The organism is Aquitalea pelogenes, assembly GCF_001515305.1.
Classification (GTDB): Bacteria; Pseudomonadota; Gammaproteobacteria; order Burkholderiales; family Chromobacteriaceae; genus Aquitalea; species Aquitalea pelogenes.
Window position 1 is genome coordinate 64120 of record NZ_LNQV01000017.1, and the last position, 22520, is coordinate 86639.

A 22520-nucleotide genomic window follows, 5' to 3' on the forward strand; every position below is an offset into this window, starting at 1 on the left:
ACCGCAATTCAAGGAAGAGACGACATGAACGAAAGCGAATTTCTGGATGTGACCGACCGCATTTTCAGCCGAATCGAAGATGCCATTGATGATGCCGGACTGGATGCCGACTTCGTCACCAATGGCAATGTGCTGGAAATCGAATTCGACGATGGCGGCAAGATCGTGGTGAACCGTCATGCCGCCAATCAGGAACTGTGGATTGCCGCCAAGAGCGGTGGCTATCACTTTGCCTGCAAGGACGGCCAGTGGCTGGCCACCCGTGACGGTGCCGAATTCTTTGCCACCCTGCGCCGCGCCATTGCTGAGGCCTGCGGCCAGCCTGATCTGGAGCTGGACATCTGATGCAAGCCGTCTGGCTGGCGCTGGGCGGGCTGGTGCTTTCCGCGTTTACCTCGGCCACCATCCTGCCCGGCAATTCCGAACTGGTGCTGGCGGCTTTTCTGTACAAATGGCCGGACTGGCTGTGGCCGGCCCTGCTGCTGGCCTCCGTGGCCAACACCGCAGGCAGCGCCACCAGCCTGTGGCTGGGCTACCGCGCGCCGCGCAAGGAACTGTCACCAAGACTGGAGCGCTGGTTTGCCCGCTTTGGCCCGGCGGTGCTGGTGCTGTCCTGGGTGCCGGTGATTGGTGATGCCCTGCCGCTGGCTGCCGGCTGGCTGCGTTTGCCGTGGACTGCCAGCTTGTGCTGGCTGACCGTGGGCAAGGCCGCGCGTTATCTGGTGCTGGCCTGGGGCGTGGTGGCATTGGCCTGAGTGGAAACAAGGGGTTGGCGCTGGCTGCGCCTGAGGGTTTACAATTCGGCCATTACTTATCAAGAGCTTCCATGAGCCAACATATTCCCCGCAAACGCTTTGGCCAGAACTTCCTGCAAGACGCCAGCGTGATTGAAAACATCGTGCATGCGGTCAACCCGCAGCCGGACGATGTGGTCATCGAAATCGGCCCCGGCCTGGGGGCCATCACCAAGCCGCTGCTGGACCGCCTGCCCCATCTGCACGTGGCAGAAATCGACCGCGACATCATTGCCCGGCTGAAGAAGGAATTCCCGCCGGAACGCCTGACCATCCACGAAGGCGATGCGCTCAAGTTCGACTTCGGCTCCATCACCGATGGTGCATTCAAGATTGTCGGCAACCTGCCCTACAACATTTCCACCCCGCTGCTGTTTCACCTGGCCAGCTTTGGCCAGCGTGTCACCGACATGCATTTCATGTTGCAAAAAGAAGTGGTGGACCGCATGCTGGCCGAACCTTCAACGGCCGATTTCGGTCGACTGACAGTGATGCTGCAGTACCGCTTTGAAATGGAACTGGTGCTGAACGTGCCGCCGGACGCCTTCTGGCCGCCGCCGAAGGTGGATTCCGCCGTGGTACGCATGATTCCGGCTCCGGGCCGCTGTGGTGTGGCCAAGGATGAGCAGCAACTGGAAGAACTGGTCACCAAGGCCTTCTCCCAGCGCCGCAAGACCTTGCGCAACAACCTCAAGGGCGTGCTGGAACTGGCCGATTTCGAAGCGCTGGGCATAGACCCGGGCCTGCGGCCGGAAAACCTGAGCGTGGAAGATTTTGTCCGCATGGCGAACCGTCTGTCAGACTGAACTGTCGCAACAAGTTGACAAAGGGGCTGCTGCCAGCGGCCCTTGTTGCAGTGCCACTTGCATTCTGCCGCCCACTGGCAGCAGAATCGCAAACTTTTCACCCCCGACCGATACGGGGGGATAAATACAGGGAGAGCCGCCCGTTTCAAGAGGCGGTGACTGTAAGCAGGAGGCCCGTGACGGGCTGACGGGATGGCAAACGGGGGTTTGCCGCAGGTACCCGCCAGTCACAAGCGTGTTCCTGTCGCTGGTTAATCCAGCCTATAACAGCAGTGCCTGCGGCCTGATGGCTGAGGGCAGTGAATCGATCAAGGACCCCAGGAGAAACTGATTATGAAGCTTTGCACCCGTCTCATTTGCGCAGCAACCCTGGCCGCTCTGGCCAGCACCCCGGCCATGGCCGCCGAACTGACCGGCACCCTGAAGAAAATCAAGGAAACCGGTGTCATCGTGCTGGGCAACCGTGACGCCTCCATCCCTTTCTCCTACTACGACAATAACCAGAAGCCGGTTGGCTACTCGGTAGACCTGGCCAACAAGGTTGTCGAAGAAGTGAAGAAAGAGCTGAAAATGCCGAACCTGCAGGTCAAGTACAATCTGGTGACCTCGCAAACCCGTATTCCGCTGGTACAAAACGGTACCGTCGACCTGGAATGTGGCTCCACCACCAATAACGTGGAACGCCAGAAGCAAGTGGCCTTCTCGGTGGGCATCTTTGAAATCGGCACCCGTCTGCTGACCGCCAAGACGTCCGGCGTGAAAGACTTTGCCGACCTCAAGGGCAAGAACGTGGTGACCACCGCCGGTACCACCTCCGAACGCCTGCTCAAGGCCATGAATGCCGAGAAGCAACTGGGCATGAACATCATCTCCGCCAAGGACCATGGCGAATCCTTCCTGATGCTGGAATCCGGCCGCGCCGTTGCCTTCATGATGGACGACGCCCTGTTGTACGGTGAAATGGCCAAGGCCAAGAACCCCGCCAACTGGGTGGTGACCGGCAAGCCGCAGTCCTTCGAAATCTACGGCTGCATGCTGCGCAAGGACGACGCTGCCTTCAAGAAGGTGGTGGACGATGCCATCAAGGCCACCTACAAGTCCGGCGAAGTGAACAAGATCTACGCCAAGTGGTTCACCAGCCCGGTTCCGCCCAAGGGCCTGAACCTGAACTTCCCGATGTCCGAAGTAGTGAAGGAACTGATCGCCAAGCCGACCGACAAGGCCGCCGAATAAGCGATTCCTTCCTGTAGTGCAGATGATGAGCCGGCAGATGCCGGCTCAATTGCTGCTGCCTGTTCTCCTGCCTTGCCAACGGCTATAACGGCAAAACGGGTGGCAGCAGTGCATCTGCCTTTGCTGTCTGCCCAAGGGCAGGCAGGGACTTCATCCGACTGCCAGTGTTTCCCGTAACCGGGAGGCATGCGGCTGTCGGCAGCGGACGCTTGCGTCTGCTTGCATCAGGAGAAAAACATGAATTACCACTGGGACTGGGGCATTTTCTTCAAGTCCACCGGTGTCGGCAGCGAAATCTACCTGAACTGGTTTGTGTCCGGTCTGGGCTGGACCATCGCCGTGGCGCTGGCTGGCTGGATCATCGCCCTCGCACTCGGTTCGGTCCTGGGCGTGATGCGCACCTTGCCGGGCAAGCTGTTGCCCGCCATTGCCACCGCCTATGTCGAACTGTTCCGCAACGTACCGCTGCTGGTGCAGCTGTTCATCTGGTACTTCCTGGTACCGGACTTGCTGCCCACGCCGCTGGAAATGTGGTTCAAGCAGGGCATCAGCCCGGCAACTTCGGCTTATCTGTCGGTGGTGGTGTGCCTGGGGCTGTTTACCGCAGCACGGGTGTGCGAACAGGTGCGTACCGGCATTCAGGCCTTGCCGCGCGGCCAGAACAATGCTGCGCTGGCCATGGGCTTCACCACCGCGCAGACTTACCGCTTCGTGCTGCTGCCGCAGGCTTTCCGCGTGATCATTCCGCCGCTCACCAGCGAGTTCCTGAACATTTTCAAGAACTCCTCGGTGGCGTCGCTGATCGGCCTGATGGAGCTCTTGGCGCAAACCAAGCAGACCGCCGAGTTTTCCGCCAACATCTTCGAAGCCTTCACCCTGGCAACGCTGATCTACTTTGTCCTCAACATGAGCCTGATGGGCTTCATGGCCTGGGTGGAAAAGCGGGTACGCATTCCCGGCATGATGGGAGGTAGCAAATAATGGCTCTCGATTTCAGTCAGATCATCCCCGCCCTGCCTGGCTTGGCCGATGGCATGGCGCTGACGCTCAAACTGCTGGTGATGGCAGTGGGCGGCGGCGTGGTGCTGGGTACCCTGCTGGCACTGGCACGTCTGTCGGACAACCTGCTGCTGTCGCGGCTGGCCAAGTGGTACGTCAATTACTTCCGTTCCATCCCCCTGCTGCTGGTCATTTCCTGGTTCTACCTGGTGGTGCCCATGGTGCTCAGCTGGATTACCGGCGATTTGACCCCGGTCGGCGCATTCACCTCCTGCCTGGTGGCTTTCGTGATGTTCGAGGCGGCATATTTCTCCGAAATCGTCCGTGCCGGCATCCAGTCCATTTCGCGCGGGCAGATCAATGCCGCCTACGCACTGGGCATGACCTACAGCCAGGCCATGCGGCTGGTGATCCTGCCGCAGGCCTTTCGCAAAATGATGCCGCTGCTGTTGCAGCAAAGTATCATCCTGTTCCAGGACACCTCGCTGGTGTATGCGGTAGGCTTGATGGACTTTCTCAACACCGCCCGTTCCAAGGGCGATATCGTGGGTTTGCCGCATGAATTCCTGCTGTTTGCCGGAGCGGTATACTTCGTGATCAGTTTTGGCGCGTCGCAATGCGTGAAGCGTCTGCAAAAAAGGTTGGCGGTATGAGCGCGATGATTAGCATCAACAATGTAAGCAAGTGGTATGGCGATTTCCAGGTGCTGACCGATTGCACCACTGGCGTGAAAAAAGGCGAAGTGGTGGTGGTGTGCGGCCCGTCCGGTTCCGGCAAGTCCACCCTCATCAAGTGCGTCAATGCACTGGAACCCTTCCAGAAGGGTGAAATCATTGTCGACGGCATCTCGGTGGGCGACCCGAAAACCGATCTGCCCAAGCTGCGTAGCCGTGTCGGCATGGTGTTCCAGCACTTCGAGCTGTTTCCGCACTTGTCCATTACTGAAAACCTGGCCATTGCCCAGGTGAAGGTACTGGGCCGCAGTCAGGAAGAAGCACGCGACAAGGGCCTGAAGCTGCTGGACCGGGTTGGCCTGAAAGCCCATGCGCACAAATTCCCCGGCCAGTTGTCCGGTGGTCAGCAACAGCGCGTGGCCATTGCCCGTGCGCTGGCGATGGACCCGATTGCCATGCTGTTTGACGAGCCCACCAGTGCGCTGGACCCGGAAATGATCAACGAAGTGCTGGACGTGATGACCGAGCTGGCCCAGGAAGGCATGACCATGATGTGCGTAACCCACGAAATGGGCTTTGCCCGTCGTGTGGCGCATCGTGTCATCTTCATGGACAAGGGTGCCATCGTGGAGGACTGCGAGAAGGACGCCTTCTTCGGCGATATCAATGCCCGCTCCGAACGTGCCCGCCAGTTCCTGTCCAAGATCTTGCAACACTGAGAGCATCAGTCAGCAGCCCGAAACCCGGCCCCGGCCGGGTTTTTCATGCCCGGGCTCACTTGATGTGCCGCAGGTGGACCGGGATGGCCGGTGCAGGCCAGCTGGCACTGGCCACGACCCGCAATTAGAATAAAACTGTTACAAGTGATTTAAATAATGTTATATTATTCAGCAGGAAAATTACCTGATAACCTGCTCACAGCACGCCTACACTGAAATCAGCTACCACTTGATTGCCGCCGACCCACCCATGTATTCAACCCGCTACCTAGGGCGACAGCCCATCGTCGATGCCAACCAGCAACTGGTGGCATACGAATTGTTGTTCCGCTCCAGCCACGTCAATGTGGCCAGGGTGAATGATGATGTGATGGCCACCACGGCGGTGATCCGTCATGCCTTTGTCGATCTGGGTGTGGGTGAAGTGCTGGGCGACCGTCTGGGTTTCATCAATGTCAGTGAAACCCTCTTGATGGATGACCTTCTGGATGTGCTGCCCTGTGACAAGGTGGTGCTGGAAATCCTGGAAACGGTGAAGGTGTCACCCCCCTTGCTGGAACGACTGGCGCAATTGCGGCAAAAGGGTTTCCGGCTGGCCATGGATGATGTTATCGAACTGGATGCCGATCGCCGCGCGCTGTTGCCGCTGGTGGACATCGTCAAGATTGACCTGGTGGCGCTCAGCCTGTTGCAGTTGCGCCAACTGGTGGCCGATCTGGCCGGCTTCTCCGGCATTCTGCTGGCAGAGAAGGTGGACACGGTAGAACAGTTCGAACTGTGCCGCGAACTGGGCATCCAGTGGTTTCAGGGTTATTTCTTTGCCCGCCCCACCGTGCTGTCCACCCGCCAGGCCAATGCCAGCCAGCATGCCATGCTCAGCCTGCTGGGCCTGTTGATGAGCGATGCCGACAACGAGGAACTGGCCCAGGCGCTGAAACTGGCCCCCGATGTGGTGTTGATGCTGATGAAGCTCAGCAGCACGGCATCCATTGCCACCCGCCGGCCGGTGTCCTCGGTGCAGGAGGCCATCATGGTGTTGGGCCGCGCCAAGATCAAACGCTGGTCCATGCTGCTGCTGTTTGCCAGCAATGCCACCAATGTTGAGCCACAGCGCAATCCGCTGCTGGAGCTGGCCGCCACGCGCGGCCGCATCATGGAGCTACTGGCCGAGGCCTGCTACCCCGAGCGTCGTGACGTGCAGGAAAGTGCTTTCATGATTGGCATGCTGTCGCTGGTGGATGTCCTGGTGCAGCAACCCAAGGCCGAGGCGATTGCCAGCCTGCCCATCGAGGAAAGCCTGAAAGAAGCCGTGCTGGAAGGCCGCCACCTGCTGGGTGAACTGTTGCAGGTGGCCGAATCGCTGGAAAACGAAGCGACGCCGCATCCGAAAGGATACGACCCGGAAATGCTGCTGCGGGTGGAAACCCAGGCGCTGGACTGGGTCAACAGCATGTGGAAGTAACCAGGCCTGCCAAAGGCCAGCCTCAGTTCCCCGTCCCCTCCTCGTCCTGCAAGCGGCTGAGAAAGCCCTGCACCCGCTCATTGTCCCTTGGCAACCAGGCCAGGATTTCATGCAGCATCTGGTCGAACTCCGCCGTTTCCTGATTTTTCTTGCGCAATTGCTCGCGCACCCGCAGCAAGATGGCACAGGCATTCATGCCGGTACGCTCGTTGTACAGGCGCATGGCCATTTCGTGCAGCATGCGCCCGGCTTCTGCGGCCCGCCCCTCGGTGGTCAGCTCTACCGCGCGGTTGCTTTCCTCCTGCAGCTGGGCGTATGCCTGTTCGATCAGCTCGCAGCAATGGGGGTGCTTGCGGGCAATTTCCAGCAAGGTGGACAGCTCGTGCCGGCTATAGGCAAAGCGCATGGTGATGGTGCGGGTCCATTCTTCCAGCAAGGCCGGGTCGGTCAGGGTTTCCGGCAGCCGTACCACCGCCCCCAGAAAGCGCTGTGCCGCTTCAAAGTGGACAAAGGGCTTGAGCAGGTCGGCAGACGCCTGCTTGAGCAAGGCCAGCGCCTCTTCGGCACGTTGCTGCACCAGGGCAGTCAGCGCACGACAGGTGTGCAGGGTGAACTGGGCCTCGGGCCGGTCAGCCAGGCTGGCACTGATTTCGGCCTGCAAGCGGTCGATGAATTGCGTATTGCCGGTTTCCGAGTAGGCCTGGAGCAGGTCGACCAGCACTTCCGGGCCGAAAAAATTATTGTTGCGGCCGATTTCCACCGCCCTTTGCAAATACTGTGCACCTTTTTCCGGGTCGCCCGAACGCAAGGCTGCCGTACCGCAGCTTTTCAGCCGGTGGAAATTGCGCGGGGAAATACTCACGGCCTTCTCCAGCACGTCCACCGCCTGGGCATACTGACCTTCGTCGATCAGGTTTTGCGCCAGCAAATCGTAGGCATCGGTGTACAGCGGCGCATCCTGGATGATTTCCTTGAGCAGTGCGCTGGATTCACCCTGCATGCCCTGGTCGGCCTGAATGCGGGCCACCCCCATCTTGGCCCAGGGGATGACCTTGCTTTCCAGCAGCTCCTGATAAATGTGCAATGCCTCGCCCTGACGGCCTTCGGTCACCAGCAGTTCGGCACACAGACGGTTGGCATCAATGCGGTTGGCTGTCCCCGGTGCAGAGGCCGCCAGTTGCTGCAAGGTGTTGATGGCGGCACTACGGTTGCCCTTTTCCAGCTGCTCATGCGCCGGTGCCAGAAACTGTTTGCGCTTGTGCGCATTGTTCATGCGTGTCAGCAGCAGGTTGGAATTGAAAGGCTTGAGGATGTAGTCATCCGGCGCCATTTCCGCCGCGGCCACCACCCGTTCGTATTTGCGCTCGCCGGTAATCATGATCCAGATGGTGGACAAGGGCAGCGTGCCGGTCTTGCGCAGGGCCTCCAGCAATTCCTGGCCATCCATGCCATCGCCCAGATTGTAGTCACACAGCACCACATCAAAGCGCCGTCCCTTCAATCTGGCCCGGCCTTCGGCCGCACTGCTGACCGCATCCGAGCGGGTGATGCCGGCCATGGACAACATGGTGCGCAGGCCCTGGCGGACGGTCAGGGAGTCCTCGATGATGAGGACGGTGGTGTTTTCATCAAAATACATGCAGGCATTTCCGCAAGGCCGGGCCGGAGGCGCACCGCGTGGCCGGCCGGCTCAGTCCCGGTTCAGACGATATCCAGATGGTCGATGCCATCCAGCGGGTCACGTCCCTTGGAGCTTTCGCTATACAGTTTGATTTTCAGGCGCAGGTCGTTGATGGAGTCCGCATTGCGCAGCGCATCCTCGTAGCTGACATAGCCGGCTTCAAACAGGTCGAACAGCGACTGGTCGAAGGTTTGCATGCCGGACTCGCGCGAGCGGCTCATCACCTCCTTGAGCCCAGCGATTTCGCCCTTGAAGATCATGTCGGAAATCAGCGGGGTATTGAGCAGGATTTCCACCGCCGCCACCCGGCCCCGGCCGGATTTGAGCGGCAGCAGGCGCTGCGAAATGATGGCGCGCATGTTCAGCGACATATCCATCAGCACTTGCTGGTGACGTTCTTCCGGGAAGAAGTTCAGAATCCGGTCCAGCGCCTGGTTGGCATTGTTGGCATGCAGGGTAGCCAGGCACAGGTGGCCGGTCTCGGCAAACTGCAAGGCGTAGCCCATGGTTTCCCGATCGCGGATTTCCCCCATCAGAATTACGTCCGGTGCCTGACGCAGGGTGTTTTTCAGGGCGATTTCCCAGTCTTCGGTATCCACCCCCACCTCACGCTGGGTCACGATGCACTTCTTGTGCTGATGCACGTACTCGATCGGGTCCTCGATGGTGATGATGTGGTCCTGGTTGTGGCTGTTGCGCCAGTCCACCAGTGCTGCCAGCGATGTGGATTTGCCCGAACCGGTACCGCCGACAAAAATCACCAGACCACGCTTGATCAGCGAAATATCCTGCAATACCTCCGGCATGTTCAGCTTGTCGAAGGTAGGAATTTCGGTGTTGATCTTGCGCAGCACCATGCCGGCACAGCCTTGCTGGATGAAGGCACTCACCCGGAAACGGCCGATACCCGGCGGGTTGATGGCAAAGTTGGCTTCTTTTTTCGACTCGAATTCTTCGGTCTGCCGGTCGTTCATCACCGAGCGCACCAGCTCCTTGGTGTGCTGGGCCGACAAGGGTTGTGGTGCCACCGGGGTGATCTTGCCGTCAATCTTCATGGCCGGCGGAAATTCCGCCGAAATGAAGATGTCCGAAGCGTTCTTGCCCACCGCATGCTTGAGCAGATCGTGAATGAATTTTGATGCCTGGTCTTTTTCCATGATGGCCATCCGGTGAGGCTAGCGTGCCTGTTTCAGTTTAGAACGCATCCTTGGACGCTGCTTTCTGGCGTGCCTCGCTGGGGGCAACAATATTGCGCCGTACCAGCTCCTGCAGACACTGGTCCAGCGTTTGCATGCCGTATTGCTGCCCGGTCTGGATCATCGAGTTGATCTGCGCAATCTTGTTTTCGCGAATCAGGTTACGAATGGCCGGCGTGCCGATCATGATTTCATGCGCAGCCACCCGGCCACTGCCATCCTTGGTCTTGAGCAGGGTTTGCGAAATCACCGCCCGCACCGATTCGGACAGCATGGAGCGCACCATTTCCTTTTCGCCGGCAGGGAATACGTCGACGATACGGTCGATGGTCTTGGCGGCCGAGCTGGTATGCAGGGTGCCGAATACCAGATGACCGGTTTCCGCCGCAGTCAGTGCCAGCCGGATGGTTTCCAGATCGCGCAATTCACCCACCAGAATCACGTCCGGGTCTTCACGCAAGGCCGAACGCAGGGCATTGGAAAAACTGTGGGTCTGCAAACCCAGCTCACGCTGGTTGATCAGCGATTTCTTGCTTTCATGCACGAATTCGATCGGGTCTTCCACGGTGAGGATGTGCGAAAAATTGTTTTCGTTCACATAGTCCACCATGGCCGCCAGCGTGGTGGACTTACCCGAACCGGTAGGTCCGGTCACCAGTACCAGGCCGCGCGGATAGCTGGAAATGTCCTGGAAAATCTTGGGTGCGCCCAGTTGCTCCAGCGTCAGCACCTTGGACGGAATCACACGGAATACCGCGCCCATGCCACGGTTCTGTACAAAGGCATTTACCCGGAAACGGGCGATGCCGGGCAGTTCGAAGGAAAAGTCGCATTCGAACTCATCCTCGAAAATCTTGCGCTGATAGTCGTTCATGATGTCGTACACCATATCGTGAACATCATGATGATCCATCGGGGGCAGGTTGATACGGCGTACATCGCCGTTGACCCGGATCATCGGAGGCAAACCGGCCGACAGGTGCAAGTCGGATGCCTTGTTCTTGACGGTAAAGGCCAAGAGCTCGGAAATTTCCATTTATAATTTCTCCACGATTACCCGGCAGCGGGCATGACGCTAAGGTATTTTTCCGATTGTAAGCGCAAGCCGTTGCAAAAGCATATGCAGACCGCAATACAGCCCGCATGGCTACCCGATTCGTTGTAGCTGAGGGTTCATCCACGCCACAAGGAGTAATATGAGCGATTCCATCGCACAAGCCATCGCCTCGGTCACTGCACGTATCCGCGCCGCCGAAGCCGCCGCCGGCCGGGCTGCCGGCAGTGTGCGCCTGCTGGCTGTCAGCAAGACGTTTCCGGCCAGCGCTGTGGCCGAAGCCTATGCGGCGGGCCAGCGTGCCTTTGGCGAAAACTATGTGCAGGAACTGCAAGGCAAGGCCGCCGAACTGGCAGCCCTGGATATCGAATGGCACTTCATCGGGCCGCTGCAATCCAACAAAACCCGCATCGTGGCGGAAACCGCGCATTGGGTCCACTCCATTGAACGGTTGAAAATTGCCCAGCGCCTGTCCGAGCAGCGCCCCTCCAGCCTGCCGCCGCTGCAGGTATGCATTCAGCTGAATGTGTCCGGCGAGCAGAGCAAGAGCGGCTGCCAGCCGCACGAGGCAAGGGAACTGGCACATGCCGTCGCCGCCCTGCCCGGTTTGCAACTGCGCGGCTTGATGTGCATTCCGGAAGCCACCGACAATGCCGAGACGCTGGCGGCACAGTTTGCCTTGCTATCCGGTGTGCGGGATGAATTGCAGCAAGATGGCTTAAAATTGGATACAGTATCCATGGGGATGTCTTCCGACATGGCGCAAGCCATTGCGGCAGGCAGCACCATGGTTCGTGTCGGCACCGCCATTTTTGGTGCCCGCCACTATCCGCAATGACATCGGCACACGGGCAGCCGGCCTGCCCGGGCAAAAAAATAGAGAGACAAGAGGAAAACAGGCTATGCAAATTACCTTCATTGGCGGCGGCAACATGGCCACGGCCATCATCGGCGGACTGCACCAGCAAGGTGGCCACCGCATTCATGTGGTGGACCCCAACACCACCAAGCTGGCCGAACTGAGCCAGGACTTTGGTGTGACAACCTCCACCACCCTGCCCGAGCAGCTTTCAGCCGATGACATCGTGCTGCTGGCGGTCAAGCCACAGCAGCTCAAGGAAGTTTGCCAGGCACTCTCTTCGCGCCTGAATGGCGGCATGGTATTGTCGATTGCCGCTGGCATCCGCTGTGACGCCATGGCGCGCTGGCTGGCTAGCGAGCGTATTGTCAGGGTGATGCCCAACACCCCGGCCATGGTGGGCAAGGGTGTGTCCGGCCTGTACGCCGGCAGCGGCGTCAGTGCTGCCGACCGTAGCAATGCCGAAACCATCATGCAGGCTGCCGGTATTACGGTGTGGCTGGACAAGGAAGAAGGCATCGACGACATTACCTGCGTTTCCGGCAGTGGCCCGGCCTATGTGTTCTACTTTATCGAAAGCATGATCGAAGCCGCGGAAAAAGCCGGCTTTGCTGCCGACGAAGCCCGCCGCCTGGTGCTGGCCACCTTTGACGGTGCGGTGGAGCTGGCCCGGCAAAGCCCGCTGCCGGTGGCAACCCTGCGTACCAACGTGATGTCCAAGGGCGGTACCACCGAACGCGCCATCGCCCGTTTCGAGGCCGAAGGCGTCAAGGCGGCCATCATCGCCGGTGCCATGGATTGCCGTGACCGCTCCATCGAAATGGGCCAACAACTCAGTCAGGATTAAAGCTTCATGTTTCTGGAAACCGTGCAATTTCTGATCAAGACCATCGCCGACCTGTTTGTGCTGGTCCTGCTGCTGCGTTTTTACCTGCAAGTGGCCCGGGCACCGTTCAAGCACCCCTTGTGCCAGTTTGTCATGGCGGCCACCAACTTTGCCGTGCTGCCGCTGCGCAAGCTGGTGCCATCGCTGCGCGGTTACGACAGTGCCACCATGCTGCTGGCCTGGCTGGTGAGCATGGTTTCCAGCGTCATCATCCTGGCATTCAACCCCATGTACACCCTGGCGGCACCGGAAACCTGGCTGGCGCTGTCCTTGCTGGCCATCCTGGATGTGTTCAAGCAATCGCTGACCTTGCTGATGGGCGCGGTCATCGTACAGGCGGTGCTCAGCTGGGTGAATCCGTATAACCCGCTCAGTCCCATCCTGGATGCGCTGACCCGGCCGTTTCTCAAACCCTTCCGCCGCGCCACGGTGGGTGGGGTCGATCTGTCGCCGCTGATTCTCTTCCTGATCATCCAGGTGGTGCTGATGCTGCCGGTGCAGTACCTGGAAAACAGCTTCTTGATGCAACTCAAGGTGGTCATGCAGTAAATATGTTTATTTGTCATGCTCAGTCACATCTGAAAAGATGTAGAGACATTTCCTAAATGATCTGGAGAATCGTGATGAAGAAAATGCTGCTTGCTGCCCTGTTGCTGGGTACTGCTGCTGCGCCTGCCATGGCCAATCTGGCGCTGGCACAAAAGAACAACTGCTTGTCCTGTCACGCAGTGGACCACAAAGTAGTGGGCCCGGCTTACAAGGACGTGGCCAAGAAATACGCTGGCGACAAGGGTGCTGAAGCCAAGCTGATCGCCAAGGTGAAAGCAGGTGGTGCTGGTGTATGGGGCCCGGTCCCGATGCCGCCAAACGCCCAGGTCAGCGACGCTGACGTCAAGACCCTGGTGAAGTGGATCTTGTCGCAGAAATAAGTTTGCGATGATGTAACAAGGCGGCCACGGCCGCCTTTTTCATGTGACAAGCTTGTTACCTGCCGTGATTGGCGCTATACCGAGTGTCAGCAGCAGGTCAAGCCGAAGAAGGGGAATTGTTGCTGCCAGTTGCACAAATCCGATACCGTGGGTAATCTTCTTCGCCTGTCTGCCAACTCTCATGCTGGAAGCACCAAAATTATGGCCAAGCTGACCGAACAAGATATTCTCAACTGGGAAGGCGATGATTACATGAACGCCGACCATCTTGAGTTCTTCAAAGACCGGTTGTTGCAGATGCAGCAGGAGTTGTTGATCAACGCCAATGCCACTGCCAACCATCTGCAAGAGCAGGAAGCTACCCCGGATCCCGCCGACCGGGCCACGCTGGAAGAGGAATATGCGCTGGAACTGCGCACCCGCGACCGCGAACGCAAGCTGCTGCAGAAAATCCAGGCCTCGATCCGTCAGATCGACGATGGCTCCTATGGTTTCTGCGAAGACACTGGCGAACCCATCGGACTGCGCCGCCTGATGGCACGTCCGACAGCCACCCTGTCGGTAGAGGCCCAGGAGCGCCGAGAACGCATGAAGCGTCAATACGCAGACTGATCCCCCGCGGTAATCTGCTGCCACAAAGCGTCATCGCCTTGCGATGGCGCTTTTGTTTTTTGCGCAGCCCTGCCACTCACACAAGGGCTTGTCGGCCTTGGCTGGTACGGGTATCTTGCTGCTATGCAAGGTAAAAACGATATCAGCTAGGGACAAACATGCAACGCCAGACCGACGACGTCAGAATCAGCGAAATCAAGGAATTACTGCCTCCGATTGCCCATCTGTACGAACTGCCCATCACCGAAACCGCTTCCGAAGTCATCTACACCACCCGCAAGGACATTGCTGCCCTGCTGCGTGGCGAGGATGATCGCCTGCTGGTGGTGATCGGCCCCTGTTCGATTCACGATACCGATGCCGCCATCGAGTATGCACGCAAGCTTTCCACGCTGCGTAACAGCCTGGCGGGCGAGCTGGTGGTGGTGATGCGTGTCTACTTTGAGAAGCCGCGTACCACCGTGGGCTGGAAGGGTCTGATCAACGACCCGCACCTGAACGAATCCTACGACATCAATACCGGCCTGCGTCTGGCGCGCCGTTTGCTGCTGACGCTCAACGACATGGGCATTCCGGCGGCAACCGAATTCCTCGACATGATCACCCCGCAATACTTTGCCGACCTGATCAGCTGGGGTGCCATTGGCGCGCGCACCACCGAAAGCCAGGTTCACCGCGAACTGGCTTCCGGCCTGTCCTGCCCGGTGGGTTTCAAGAACGGTACTGACGGCAACCTGAAAATTGCCGTGGATGCCATCCGCTCCGCCAGCGTGTCGCACCACTTCCTGTCGGTTACCAAGACCGGCCACTCCGCCATTGTTTCCACCGGCGGCAACCCGGATTGCCACGTCATCCTGCGTGGTGGCAAGGAACCCAACTATTCGGCCGAGCATGTACGCGCCGCCGCTGCCGAACTGGCAGCCGTGGGCCTGCCGCAAAAGCTGATGGTGGATTTCAGCCATGCCAACAGCCGCAAGGATTACCGTCGCCAGATGGAAGTGGCCGACGATGTGGCAGGCCAGCTGGCAGCCGGTGATCAGCACATCTTTGGCGTGATGGTGGAAAGTCATCTGGCAGAAGGCCGTCAGGACCTGAAGCCGGGCTGCGAGCTGAAATACGGTCAGAGCATCACCGATGCCTGTATCGGCTGGGATGACACCGAGAAGCTGCTCACCACGCTGGCCGATGCGGTCAAGGCGCGCCGTGCCAAGCTGGGTGTTGCCGGCGGCAAATAAGCTGTCTTGCATCCGACATGAAAAACGCTGCCAATGGCAGCGTTTTTCATGCAGCTAATAAAGTGATTTGGTGCGATTGCACTGGACCCGGCAAAGCCGGGCCTTTCGACTAAGATATTGCTTTCGCAGCCTTCCCATCCATTCCCCTTTCCCCCGCCCTTGCCCTGCCAATTTGAAGAAAGGAGCCTCGCTTTCCTTCCGGAAAGCGAGAGGGGGTTTGTCTCTGTGCGGCACTCGCCGGAATCAACTCCCCTGCCAGGCCGGCATGGCTTGCTCTTCTGCTGGCGTGGCATGCCGCCTTACCGCCCAGGCCACCCCGCCCAGCAGCAACAGTATGGAGGCCAGTTCCAGCGGTCGCGGCCAGCGCTGCAACCAGACAAAGCCATATAGCAGGGCAAACAGCGTTTCAAATACGATCAACTGACCGGACAAGGTGGGTGGCAGACGGCGTGCGGCGGCATACCACAGCGCATTGGCCAGCCAGGAGCCGCCAAGGGCGCAGCCAGTGGCCGCCACCCAGAACAGCTGCCACTGGGCATGGCTGACGGCCTGGCTGACCATGGGCAGGCCCAGCCAGTTACCCGCCAGCCACAAGCCACCCCCCATCACGCCAGTCACCATGCCCAGCAGGCAAGACCATTCATGGCTGTCAAAACAGGGGCGCTGGCGCAGATAGCGCGCATTGCGGGAGGCAAACCAGCTCCAGCTGGCCAGTGCACCCAGCGCAGCCAGTACGCCCAGGATACGGTCTGCCACGCTGGCAGTGGCCGGATGGCTGCCGGTAAAGGTATCGATATTGATGCAGACAATGCCGGCCAGCACCATCAGCAAGGGCCAGGCCAGTTGGCGCAGCGACAGCGCACCCTCATCTTTCAGGCCCAGCAGAGTGATGGTGACCGGCAACACACCGACAATCAGCGAGGCGGGAGCAATGCCCACCAGCTGGATGGCGGCAGCCAGCAAGATGAAATACAGCAGATTGCCCACCAGCGACAGTACGGCCAGCATGATCACATCTTCAGCCTGCAGCTTGGCCCGGATTCGCCCGGCCAGCGGCAGCGCCAGCAACAAGGAAATCACCCCGTACAAGGTAAAGCGCACCGCACTGAGCAGCCAGGGGCTGAAGGCGGGCATCACCTGCGGCACCATCAGCACCATGCCCCATATTGTACCGGCCAGGCCGGCATAGCTGATTCCGCGTTTCATTCTGCATCTTCCCTGCGCAACTGATGATGGCCCAAGGCTACGTGCTGGCAGGGCGGGCCGACAAAGGATATCTCGGCATTCACGCATTCCTCACAGGAATGTCATGACCAGCCAGGTACTTGTCTGGGGTAATATCCTGTATCAAGCCAGGATGCTGAACAGGAATGTCAGCCTGGCAGTCATCATGATGGGGACGCAAGCAGATGAGCCGGTATCTGAAGAACTTGCCACCGCTGGAAAGCCTGATTCATTTCGAGGCGGTACTGCGCAATGGCAGCTTTACCAAGGCAGCCACCGAGCTGTGCGTGACGCAAAGCGCGGTGAGCAAGCAGATTCGCGCACTGGAAGACTGGCTCAAGCTGCCGCTGTTCGAGCGGCTGGTGCGTGGCATTCAGCCTACCCCGGCCGGGCTGGCCTTGCAGCGCGAGGTCGGCCCCATGCTGCAATCCTTGCTGCGCAGCGTGGTGCGGTTGCAGGCCGAGCATAACCGCCACACCCTCACCGTGAATTGTACCCACGCGGTGGCGCAGTTCTGGCTGTTTCCCCGGCTGGTGGCCTTCAGTCAGCAGTATCCGGATATCACGGTGAATATTCATGCCAGCAACAGCATGGATGAAGCCAGCGTGGCCGAATACGACTTCGCCATTTTCTATGGCGACGGTCAATGGAGTTCGCTGTGTGCCGAGCCCTTGTTTCCCGAAGTGGTGTACCCGGTGTATAGCGCGCAGCTGGACTTTCCCGACATCAGCCAGCCAGCGGATCTGGCGCAACTGCCCTTGATCCAGCTGGACTCATCAGCCTGGAACTGCATCAACTGGCATGACTGGTTCGGTCACTTCGGCCTGACTTATACCGCGCCGGAGCGGGTGCCGATGTTCAATCAGGTGACGCTGGCCTTTAACGCCGTGTTGCAAAGAATGGGCATCGGACTGGGCTGGGAATTCATGGCGCATGATCTGCTGCAGCAAGGCGTGCTCAAGCGGCTGGGGCCGTTTGCCTTTGTCAGCGGCAAGGTGGATTACCTGGTCCATCCGCGCCATGCATCACTGAGTGACAATGCGCTGCTGTTCAAGCGCTGGCTGCTGGACAGTGTCAGTCAACCGGCCACTGTTGCGCCAGTGCTGCCACCGCCTGCAGGGTATTGAGATTGGCAAAGGGCTGCGCGAACGGTACGGTATCGTGTTGCAGCCCGGCCAGCCAGCCGCGGATGGAGCGGCCACCTTGTTGCAGGTAGTCCAGCAGCGAGGGTTGCAGCCCGGCTTGCAGCGCCAGCAGGCTGGGGTGCCACTGCGCCGGGTCACTGGCACTGACCGCTTGCCGTCCGGGCAGTGCTGCCAGCAGGCGGGTGGCAAAGTCCGCGGGCAGTTGCACGGCATCACAAGGCAGCATCAGCAGCTTGCTGTCAGGCTCGGCCTGCATGCCCGCCAGCAAGCCGGCCAATGGGCCAGGATAATCGGGCAGCGTGTCCGGCAATACCGGATGGCCGTAAGCGGCGTAGGCATCAAGATGACGGTTGGCAGAGATCAGGATTCGTGCAGGCGGCTGGTTTTGCGCGGCGAGGCTGTGCAGGGTGCGGGCAATCAGCGGCTGACCGGCCAGTTCCACCAGGCCCTTGTCCACCCCGCCCATGCGGCTGGCCTGGCCGCCGGCCAGAATCAGCGCAGTGTAGGCCGTCATTGCCAGCGCCCGGCGGCGTGCTGGTCGCTGGCCTTGGCTTCCACCCAGTAACTGCTGCCATCCTGCTGGATTTCCTTTTTCCAGAATGGCGCTTCGGTCTTGAGAAAGTCCATCAGGAATTCCGCCGCGGCAAAGGCATCCTTGCGGTGGCTGCTGGCGGTAACCACCAGTACGATGGCCTCGCCCAGCGCAAGCCGGCCCACGCGGTGGATGATGGTGGCGGCCTGTAGCTGCCAGCGTTCCCGCGCTTGCTGGATGATGGCGTGCAGGGTGTTTTCCGTCATGCCCGGGTAATGTTCCAGCTCCAGTGCGGCAATATCCTGCCGGTCGCCATAGTCACGTACCAGGCCGCTGAAACTCACCACGGCACCGCAGGCCGGGTTGGCCGACAGGCGGGCGATTTCCGCGCCGCAATCAAACACTTCATGCTGGATCCGAACCGTAAATGGCTGCATGTCAGCCTCCGGTAACCGGCGGGAAGATGGCCACTTCGTCCCCGTCGCTCAGGGTGGCATCCAGCCGCACCAGTTCCTGGTTGCGTGCCACGCGGAAGGCCTTGCCGGCCGCCAGCTCGCTGCTCCAGTTGCCGCCGCGCTGGCGCAATTCGATGAGCAGCTCATCCACGCTGGCAGCCTCGGTGTCCAGCTGTTCATTACCCATGCCGAAGCTGTCTTTCAGGCGGGCAAAATACAGGATGTCGAGTTTCATGGTCGGTCCTTGGTGTGCTTGTCGTTGTTGCCATGGCCCAGCAGCATGATCCACAGGTGGAAACCCAGCCCCAGCAGTGGAACCACGGCCAGCAGGATGACAAAAAACCATTCGAGAGGGGATAGCAGTTCGCTCATCCTTGCAGTGTAAGCAATGGCGTGGCCTGCGCCAATGCTGCTGATGGGGGATGCCGGCATGCACCTGCGGGCGGATGGACATGAAAAAGCCCGCTACAGGAGCGGGCTGGATAATGGAGCAAATGGCGCTTATTTTACGATTTGCGCCAGCTGGCCCTTCAGATACAGATTGGCCATGGTATCCAGGCTCACGGCCTTGATCTTGCTGGCCTGACCGCAAGCACCAAAGGCTTCGTAGCGGGCAATGCAGATATCGCGCATGGCATCGGTGGAGGCCTTCAGGTATTTGCGCGGGTCGAATTCCTTCGGGTTCTGCGCCATGAAGCGGCGGATGGCACCGGTGGAGGCCAGACGCAGGTCGGTGTCGATATTCACCTTGCGCACGCCGTGCTTGATGCCTTCCACGATTTCTTCCACCGGCACGCCATAGGTCTCGCCCAGGTCACCGCCGAATTCGTTGATGATCTGCAGCCATTCCTGCGGTACCGAAGAGGAACCGTGCATCACCAGATGGGTGTTGGGAATGCGGGCGTGGATTTCCTTGATGCGGTCGATGCGCAGCACGTCGCCAGTGGGCTTCTTGCTGAACTTGTACGCGCCGTGGCTGGTGCCGATGGCAATGGCCAAGGCGTCCACACCGGTGTCCTTGACGAAGCGGGCGGCTTCTTCCGGGTCGGTCAGCAGTTGGCTGTGGTCCAGCACGCCTTCGGCACCCACGCCGTCTTCTTCGCCGGCCATGCCGGTTTCCAGGCTGCCCAGGCAACCGATTTCACCTTCCACCGACACGCCACATGCATGGGAGAAGTTCACCACGGTGCGGGTCACTTCCACGTTGTAATCGTAGTTGGCCGGGGTCTTGCCGTCGCTCTTCAGTGAGCCGTCCATCATCACGGAAGAGAAGCCCAGCTGGATGGAGCGCTGGCATACGTCCGGGCTGGTACCGTGGTCCTGGTGCATCACCACCGGGATATGCGGAAATTCTTCCACGGCGGCCAGGATCATGTGACGCAGGAAGGGCGCGCCGGCGTATTTGCGGGCACCGGCGGAAGCCTGCACGATGACCGGTGCGTCGCACTTGTCAGCGGCTTCCATGATGGCGCGCATCTGTTCCAGGTTGTTGACGTTGAAAGCCGGCAGGCCGTAGCTGAATTCGGCTGCATGGTCCAGCAGCTGACGCATGGAAACGAGTGCCATGAAAATCTCCTCAGGTCATGCCGCGGTTGGGCGGCATGGGTTTCAAATCGGGGACTGTCCGCCGTGATACAGCGGCAATCCAATCAGGAATACGGGTAATGCAAGCCGCCTAGTGGCGGGACACACCGGACAACAGCAGGCCGGCACCGACAAAAGCCCCGCCGGATACCTGGTTCACCAGCTTCAGGCGACGGGCGCTATTGAGCCAGCCTGCCAGGCGGGCTCCACCACTGGCGTAGGCAAACTGCCAGGATGCTTCAATCACATAAAACGTGGCTGCCAGCACGGCCAGCTGCGGCCCCTGCGGCAGTCGCGCGTCCATGAACTGCGGGAACAGCGCGGTAAAAAAGATGAAGGCCTTGGGATTGCTCATCGACACCAGAAAACCGGTGCGGAACATCATCCACGGCGTATGCCGGGCGCTGCTGTCTTCTGCCACTTCCGTCACCGGTTGCGGGATGGCGCGCCAGGTCTTGATGCCCAGGTAAATCAGATAGGCGGCACCTGCGTATTTTACGATAGAAAACAGTTGTTCCGATGCGGCCAGCAAGGCACCCAGGCCGGCAGCCGAACCCAGCATGATGATGCCAAGGCCGGTCATCAGGCCCAGGCAGGTCACGGCGGTGCGGCGCACGCCATGGTGAATGCCGTGGGTCATGGCCAGCAGCATGTTGGGGCCGGGCGTGGCGGAAACAAAAAACACGGTGGTGACAAACAGCAACCAGGTATTCAACGGCATGGCAGTACTCCGGCAAGGGTGGGGAGAATGGCACGCCGGGCGTGCCATTCACTTGCATGTGGTGATGACTGCGATCAGGCGGCGCGTTCGCTCAGAATGGCCACTGCCGGCAGGGTCTTGCCTTCCAGGAATTCCAGGAAAGCGCCACCACCGGTGGAGATATAGCTGATGTCATCGGTAATGCCGTACTTGGCAATCGCCGCCAGCGTGTCACCGCCGCCGGCAATGGAGAAGGCCGGCGACTGGGCGATGGCCTGTGCCAGGGTCTTGGTGCCGTTACCGAACTGGTCGAATTCGAAGACGCCGACCGGGCCGTTCCATACCACGGTACCGGCCTTGGCAATGATGCCAGCCAGTTCGGCGGCGGAATCGGGGCCGATGTCCAGAATCATGTCGTCAGCGCCCACCTCGGCCACCGGCTTGGTGGTGGCAGCGGCGGTTTCGGCAAATTCGGTGGCGCACACCACGTCGCTTGGCAGCGGTACATCGCCGCCACGGGCGCGGATCTTGGCAATCACCTTCTTGGCTTCCTCTACCAGATCAGCTTCGGCCAGCGATTTGCCGATGTTCTTGCCTTCGGCCAGCAAGAAGGTGTTGGCAATGCCGCCGCCCACGATCAGCTGGTCCACCTTGTCGGCCAGCGATTCCAGAATGGTCAGCTTGGTGGAAACCTTGGAGCCGGCCACAATGGCCACCAGCGGACGTGCCGGGGCCAGCAGGGCCTTGCCCAGTGCGTCCAGCTCGGCAGCCAGCAGGATGCCGGCGCAGGCGGTGGGGGCAAACTGGGCTACCGCGTGGGTGGAGGCTTCGGCGCGGTGGGCGGTGCCAAAGGCATCGTTGACGAATACGTCGCACAGGCTGGCGTAGGCCTGGCCCAGCTCGGCATTGTTCTTCTTCTCGCCCTTGTTCAGGCGTACGTTTTCCAGCATCACCACTTCACCGGCAGCCACGTTCAGGCCGGCTTGCCAGTCGGCAACCAGGCGTACCGGCTTGCCCAGCAGGGCGGACAGGCGCTCGACGACTGGTGCCAGGCTGTCTTCCGGCTTGGGTTCGCCTTCGGTCGGACGGCCCAGGTGGGTCATCAGGATGACGCCGGCACCGGCGTTCAGGCTGTGTTCGATGGACGGCAGGCTGGCGCGGATGCGGGTGTCGTCGCCGATCACGCCATTTTTCACCGGCACGTTCATGTCAACACGGATCAGTACGCGTTTGCCGGCCAGGTCCAGCTCGGTCAGTTTGTTGAATTTCATCGGTGGCTCGCTTTTATCTGTTGAATGCGATTGGCGACCGCCTTCGTGGGAGAAGGCCGTACAGCCGTATTCGGGCTTGGCGATAGTGTAAGCGCAATGACATATGACTGGCAGCCTTGTCACTGCGCTGGCTATCGCTGTAGCTACTGTACCGGGCTGTCTGCATGCGCAACAGACAGCAGATCAAGTAGTGTATTTATTACAGCAGTTGGCTCTTGCACCCTGCCCTGCTGGCTGTTAAGCGCTGCGCCAGGCCGCAGTCTGGACGGGGGTGTTTGCCCTGGGGCGCAGTGGCGGGAGCATGGCTCAACCGGCTCACCCGTCAACCCTTTTAACTGCAGCAAAGCAGGCGGACATGTATCCTGCCTGCGGCTGCTGACAACGTAATTGGTGCGATGTGGCAGGACCCGGCAAAGCCGGGCCTTCCGGCTAGCAGCTTGATTCCGCAGCCTTCCATCTATTCCATCCCG

Annotated in this window: 26 protein-coding genes; 15 read left to right on the top strand and 11 right to left on the bottom strand. The window is 59.9% G+C overall.

Annotation, left to right across the window (positions count from 1 at the left end):
* Positions 1-24 precede the first annotated feature (24 nt).
* The 8 genes from cyaY (at position 25) to AWT75_RS09460 (ending at position 6687) form a co-directional block, all read left to right on the top strand.
* Complete coding sequence (gene cyaY / locus AWT75_RS09425) at positions 25-345, top strand: iron donor protein CyaY (RefSeq protein WP_062788982.1); 321 nt, start codon at positions 25-27, stop codon at positions 343-345.
* Complete coding sequence (locus AWT75_RS09430) at positions 345-755, top strand: YqaA family protein (RefSeq protein ID WP_062788983.1); 411 nt, start codon at positions 345-347, stop codon at positions 753-755. Before cyaY ends, AWT75_RS09430 begins: the two co-directional genes overlap by 1 nt.
* 71 nt (positions 756-826) lie before the next feature.
* Positions 827-1600, top strand: a complete 774-nt coding sequence (rsmA, locus tag AWT75_RS09435; protein ID WP_045845904.1) for a 16S rRNA (adenine(1518)-N(6)/adenine(1519)-N(6))-dimethyltransferase RsmA — start codon at positions 827-829, stop codon at positions 1598-1600.
* A gap of 333 nt (positions 1601-1933) precedes the next feature.
* The gene (locus AWT75_RS09440) at positions 1934-2833 is read left to right on the top strand and encodes a glutamate/aspartate ABC transporter substrate-binding protein (RefSeq protein WP_045845903.1); all 900 of its coding nucleotides are present in this window, start codon (positions 1934-1936) and stop codon (positions 2831-2833) included.
* Between the two features lie 237 nt (positions 2834-3070).
* Entirely contained in the window at positions 3071-3814 is a 744-nt protein-coding gene (locus tag AWT75_RS09445; protein ID WP_045845902.1) for an amino acid ABC transporter permease, read from the top strand.
* Complete coding sequence (locus AWT75_RS09450) at positions 3814-4485, top strand: ABC transporter permease subunit (RefSeq protein ID WP_045845901.1); 672 nt, start codon at positions 3814-3816, stop codon at positions 4483-4485. Before AWT75_RS09445 ends, AWT75_RS09450 begins: the two co-directional genes overlap by 1 nt.
* Positions 4486-4490: 5 nt before the next feature.
* The gene (locus tag AWT75_RS09455; RefSeq protein ID WP_045845900.1) at positions 4491-5225 is read left to right on the top strand and encodes an amino acid ABC transporter ATP-binding protein; all 735 of its coding nucleotides are present in this window, start codon (positions 4491-4493) and stop codon (positions 5223-5225) included.
* A gap of 250 nt (positions 5226-5475) precedes the next feature.
* Complete coding sequence (locus tag AWT75_RS09460) at positions 5476-6687, top strand: EAL and HDOD domain-containing protein (RefSeq protein ID WP_045845996.1); 1212 nt, start codon at positions 5476-5478, stop codon at positions 6685-6687.
* Positions 6688-6709: 22 nt separating this feature from the next.
* On the opposite strand, the gene AWT75_RS09465 is transcribed toward AWT75_RS09460, so the two are convergent.
* From AWT75_RS09465 to AWT75_RS09475, 3 genes are all read right to left on the bottom strand, one after another.
* Positions 6710-8326 carry a response regulator gene (locus AWT75_RS09465; protein WP_062788984.1) on the bottom strand — a complete coding sequence of 539 codons (1617 nt, stop codon included), beginning with the start codon at positions 8324-8326 and terminating at the stop codon, positions 6710-6712.
* 62 nt (positions 8327-8388) lie between these two features.
* Entirely contained in the window at positions 8389-9525 is a 1137-nt protein-coding gene (locus AWT75_RS09470) for a PilT/PilU family type 4a pilus ATPase (RefSeq protein ID WP_045845995.1), read from the bottom strand.
* Positions 9526-9562: 37 nt separating this feature from the next.
* Entirely contained in the window at positions 9563-10600 is a 1038-nt protein-coding gene (locus tag AWT75_RS09475) for a type IV pilus twitching motility protein PilT (RefSeq protein ID WP_045845898.1), read from the bottom strand.
* A gap of 160 nt (positions 10601-10760) precedes the next feature.
* Here AWT75_RS09475 and AWT75_RS09480 point away from each other — a divergent pair, with 160 nt between their 5' ends.
* From AWT75_RS09480 to aroG, 6 genes are all read left to right on the top strand, one after another.
* Positions 10761-11456 (top strand): YggS family pyridoxal phosphate-dependent enzyme, encoded by a 696-nt coding sequence (locus AWT75_RS09480; protein WP_062788985.1) that lies wholly within the window; start codon positions 10761-10763, stop codon positions 11454-11456.
* 64 nt (positions 11457-11520) lie between these two features.
* Complete coding sequence (proC, locus tag AWT75_RS09485) at positions 11521-12324, top strand: pyrroline-5-carboxylate reductase (protein WP_062788986.1); 804 nt, start codon at positions 11521-11523, stop codon at positions 12322-12324.
* A 6-nt stretch (positions 12325-12330) separates the two neighbouring features.
* Positions 12331-12912: a YggT family protein gene (locus AWT75_RS09490; RefSeq protein WP_062788987.1), complete on the top strand. Its 582-nt coding sequence runs from the start codon at positions 12331-12333 to the stop codon at positions 12910-12912.
* Between the two features lie 74 nt (positions 12913-12986).
* Positions 12987-13292: a c-type cytochrome gene (locus tag AWT75_RS09495; RefSeq protein WP_062788988.1), complete on the top strand. Its 306-nt coding sequence runs from the start codon at positions 12987-12989 to the stop codon at positions 13290-13292.
* 201 nt (positions 13293-13493) lie between these two features.
* On the top strand, positions 13494-13904 hold the full coding sequence (gene dksA / locus AWT75_RS09500) for an RNA polymerase-binding protein DksA (RefSeq protein WP_045845893.1): 411 nt from the start codon (positions 13494-13496) through the stop codon (positions 13902-13904).
* A 158-nt stretch (positions 13905-14062) separates the two neighbouring features.
* Complete coding sequence (aroG, locus tag AWT75_RS09505) at positions 14063-15139, top strand: 3-deoxy-7-phosphoheptulonate synthase AroG (RefSeq protein WP_062788989.1); 1077 nt, start codon at positions 14063-14065, stop codon at positions 15137-15139.
* Between the two features lie 243 nt (positions 15140-15382).
* Here aroG and AWT75_RS09510 read toward each other — a convergent pair whose 3' ends face one another.
* Positions 15383-16345: a DMT family transporter gene (locus tag AWT75_RS09510; RefSeq protein WP_062788990.1), complete on the bottom strand. Its 963-nt coding sequence runs from the start codon at positions 16343-16345 to the stop codon at positions 15383-15385.
* A gap of 203 nt (positions 16346-16548) precedes the next feature.
* On the opposite strand from AWT75_RS09510, the gene AWT75_RS09515 reads away from it, so the two are divergent.
* Entirely contained in the window at positions 16549-17490 is a 942-nt protein-coding gene (locus AWT75_RS09515) for a LysR substrate-binding domain-containing protein (RefSeq protein WP_062788991.1), read from the top strand.
* Here AWT75_RS09515 and mobA read toward each other — a convergent pair.
* The 7 genes from mobA to AWT75_RS09550 form a co-directional block, all read right to left on the bottom strand.
* Positions 17438-18022 (bottom strand): molybdenum cofactor guanylyltransferase MobA, encoded by a 585-nt coding sequence (gene mobA / locus AWT75_RS09520; RefSeq protein WP_062788992.1) that lies wholly within the window; start codon positions 18020-18022, stop codon positions 17438-17440. The two genes, AWT75_RS09515 and mobA, sit on opposite strands and share 53 nt — an antisense overlap.
* Positions 18019-18477: a molybdenum cofactor biosynthesis protein MoaE gene (locus AWT75_RS09525; protein ID WP_062788993.1), complete on the bottom strand. Its 459-nt coding sequence runs from the start codon at positions 18475-18477 to the stop codon at positions 18019-18021. Before AWT75_RS09525 ends, mobA begins: the two co-directional genes overlap by 4 nt.
* A 1-nt stretch (position 18478) precedes the next feature.
* Positions 18479-18730, bottom strand: coding sequence for a MoaD/ThiS family protein (locus AWT75_RS09530; RefSeq protein ID WP_045845887.1), 252 nt, complete (start codon positions 18728-18730; stop codon positions 18479-18481).
* Entirely contained in the window at positions 18727-18927 is a 201-nt protein-coding gene (locus AWT75_RS21890; RefSeq protein WP_045845886.1) for a hypothetical protein, read from the bottom strand. The genes AWT75_RS09530 and AWT75_RS21890 overlap by 4 nt, the downstream gene beginning before the upstream one ends.
* 69 nt (positions 18928-18996) lie before the next feature.
* Positions 18997-20061 (bottom strand): class II fructose-bisphosphate aldolase, encoded by a 1065-nt coding sequence (gene fba / locus AWT75_RS09540; protein ID WP_045845885.1) that lies wholly within the window; start codon positions 20059-20061, stop codon positions 18997-18999.
* 109 nt (positions 20062-20170) lie between these two features.
* Positions 20171-20800: a LysE family translocator gene (locus tag AWT75_RS09545; RefSeq protein ID WP_045845884.1), complete on the bottom strand. Its 630-nt coding sequence runs from the start codon at positions 20798-20800 to the stop codon at positions 20171-20173.
* A gap of 74 nt (positions 20801-20874) precedes the next feature.
* Complete coding sequence (locus AWT75_RS09550; protein WP_062788994.1) at positions 20875-22050, bottom strand: phosphoglycerate kinase; 1176 nt, start codon at positions 22048-22050, stop codon at positions 20875-20877.
* Between the last annotated feature and the right edge of the window lie 470 nt (positions 22051-22520).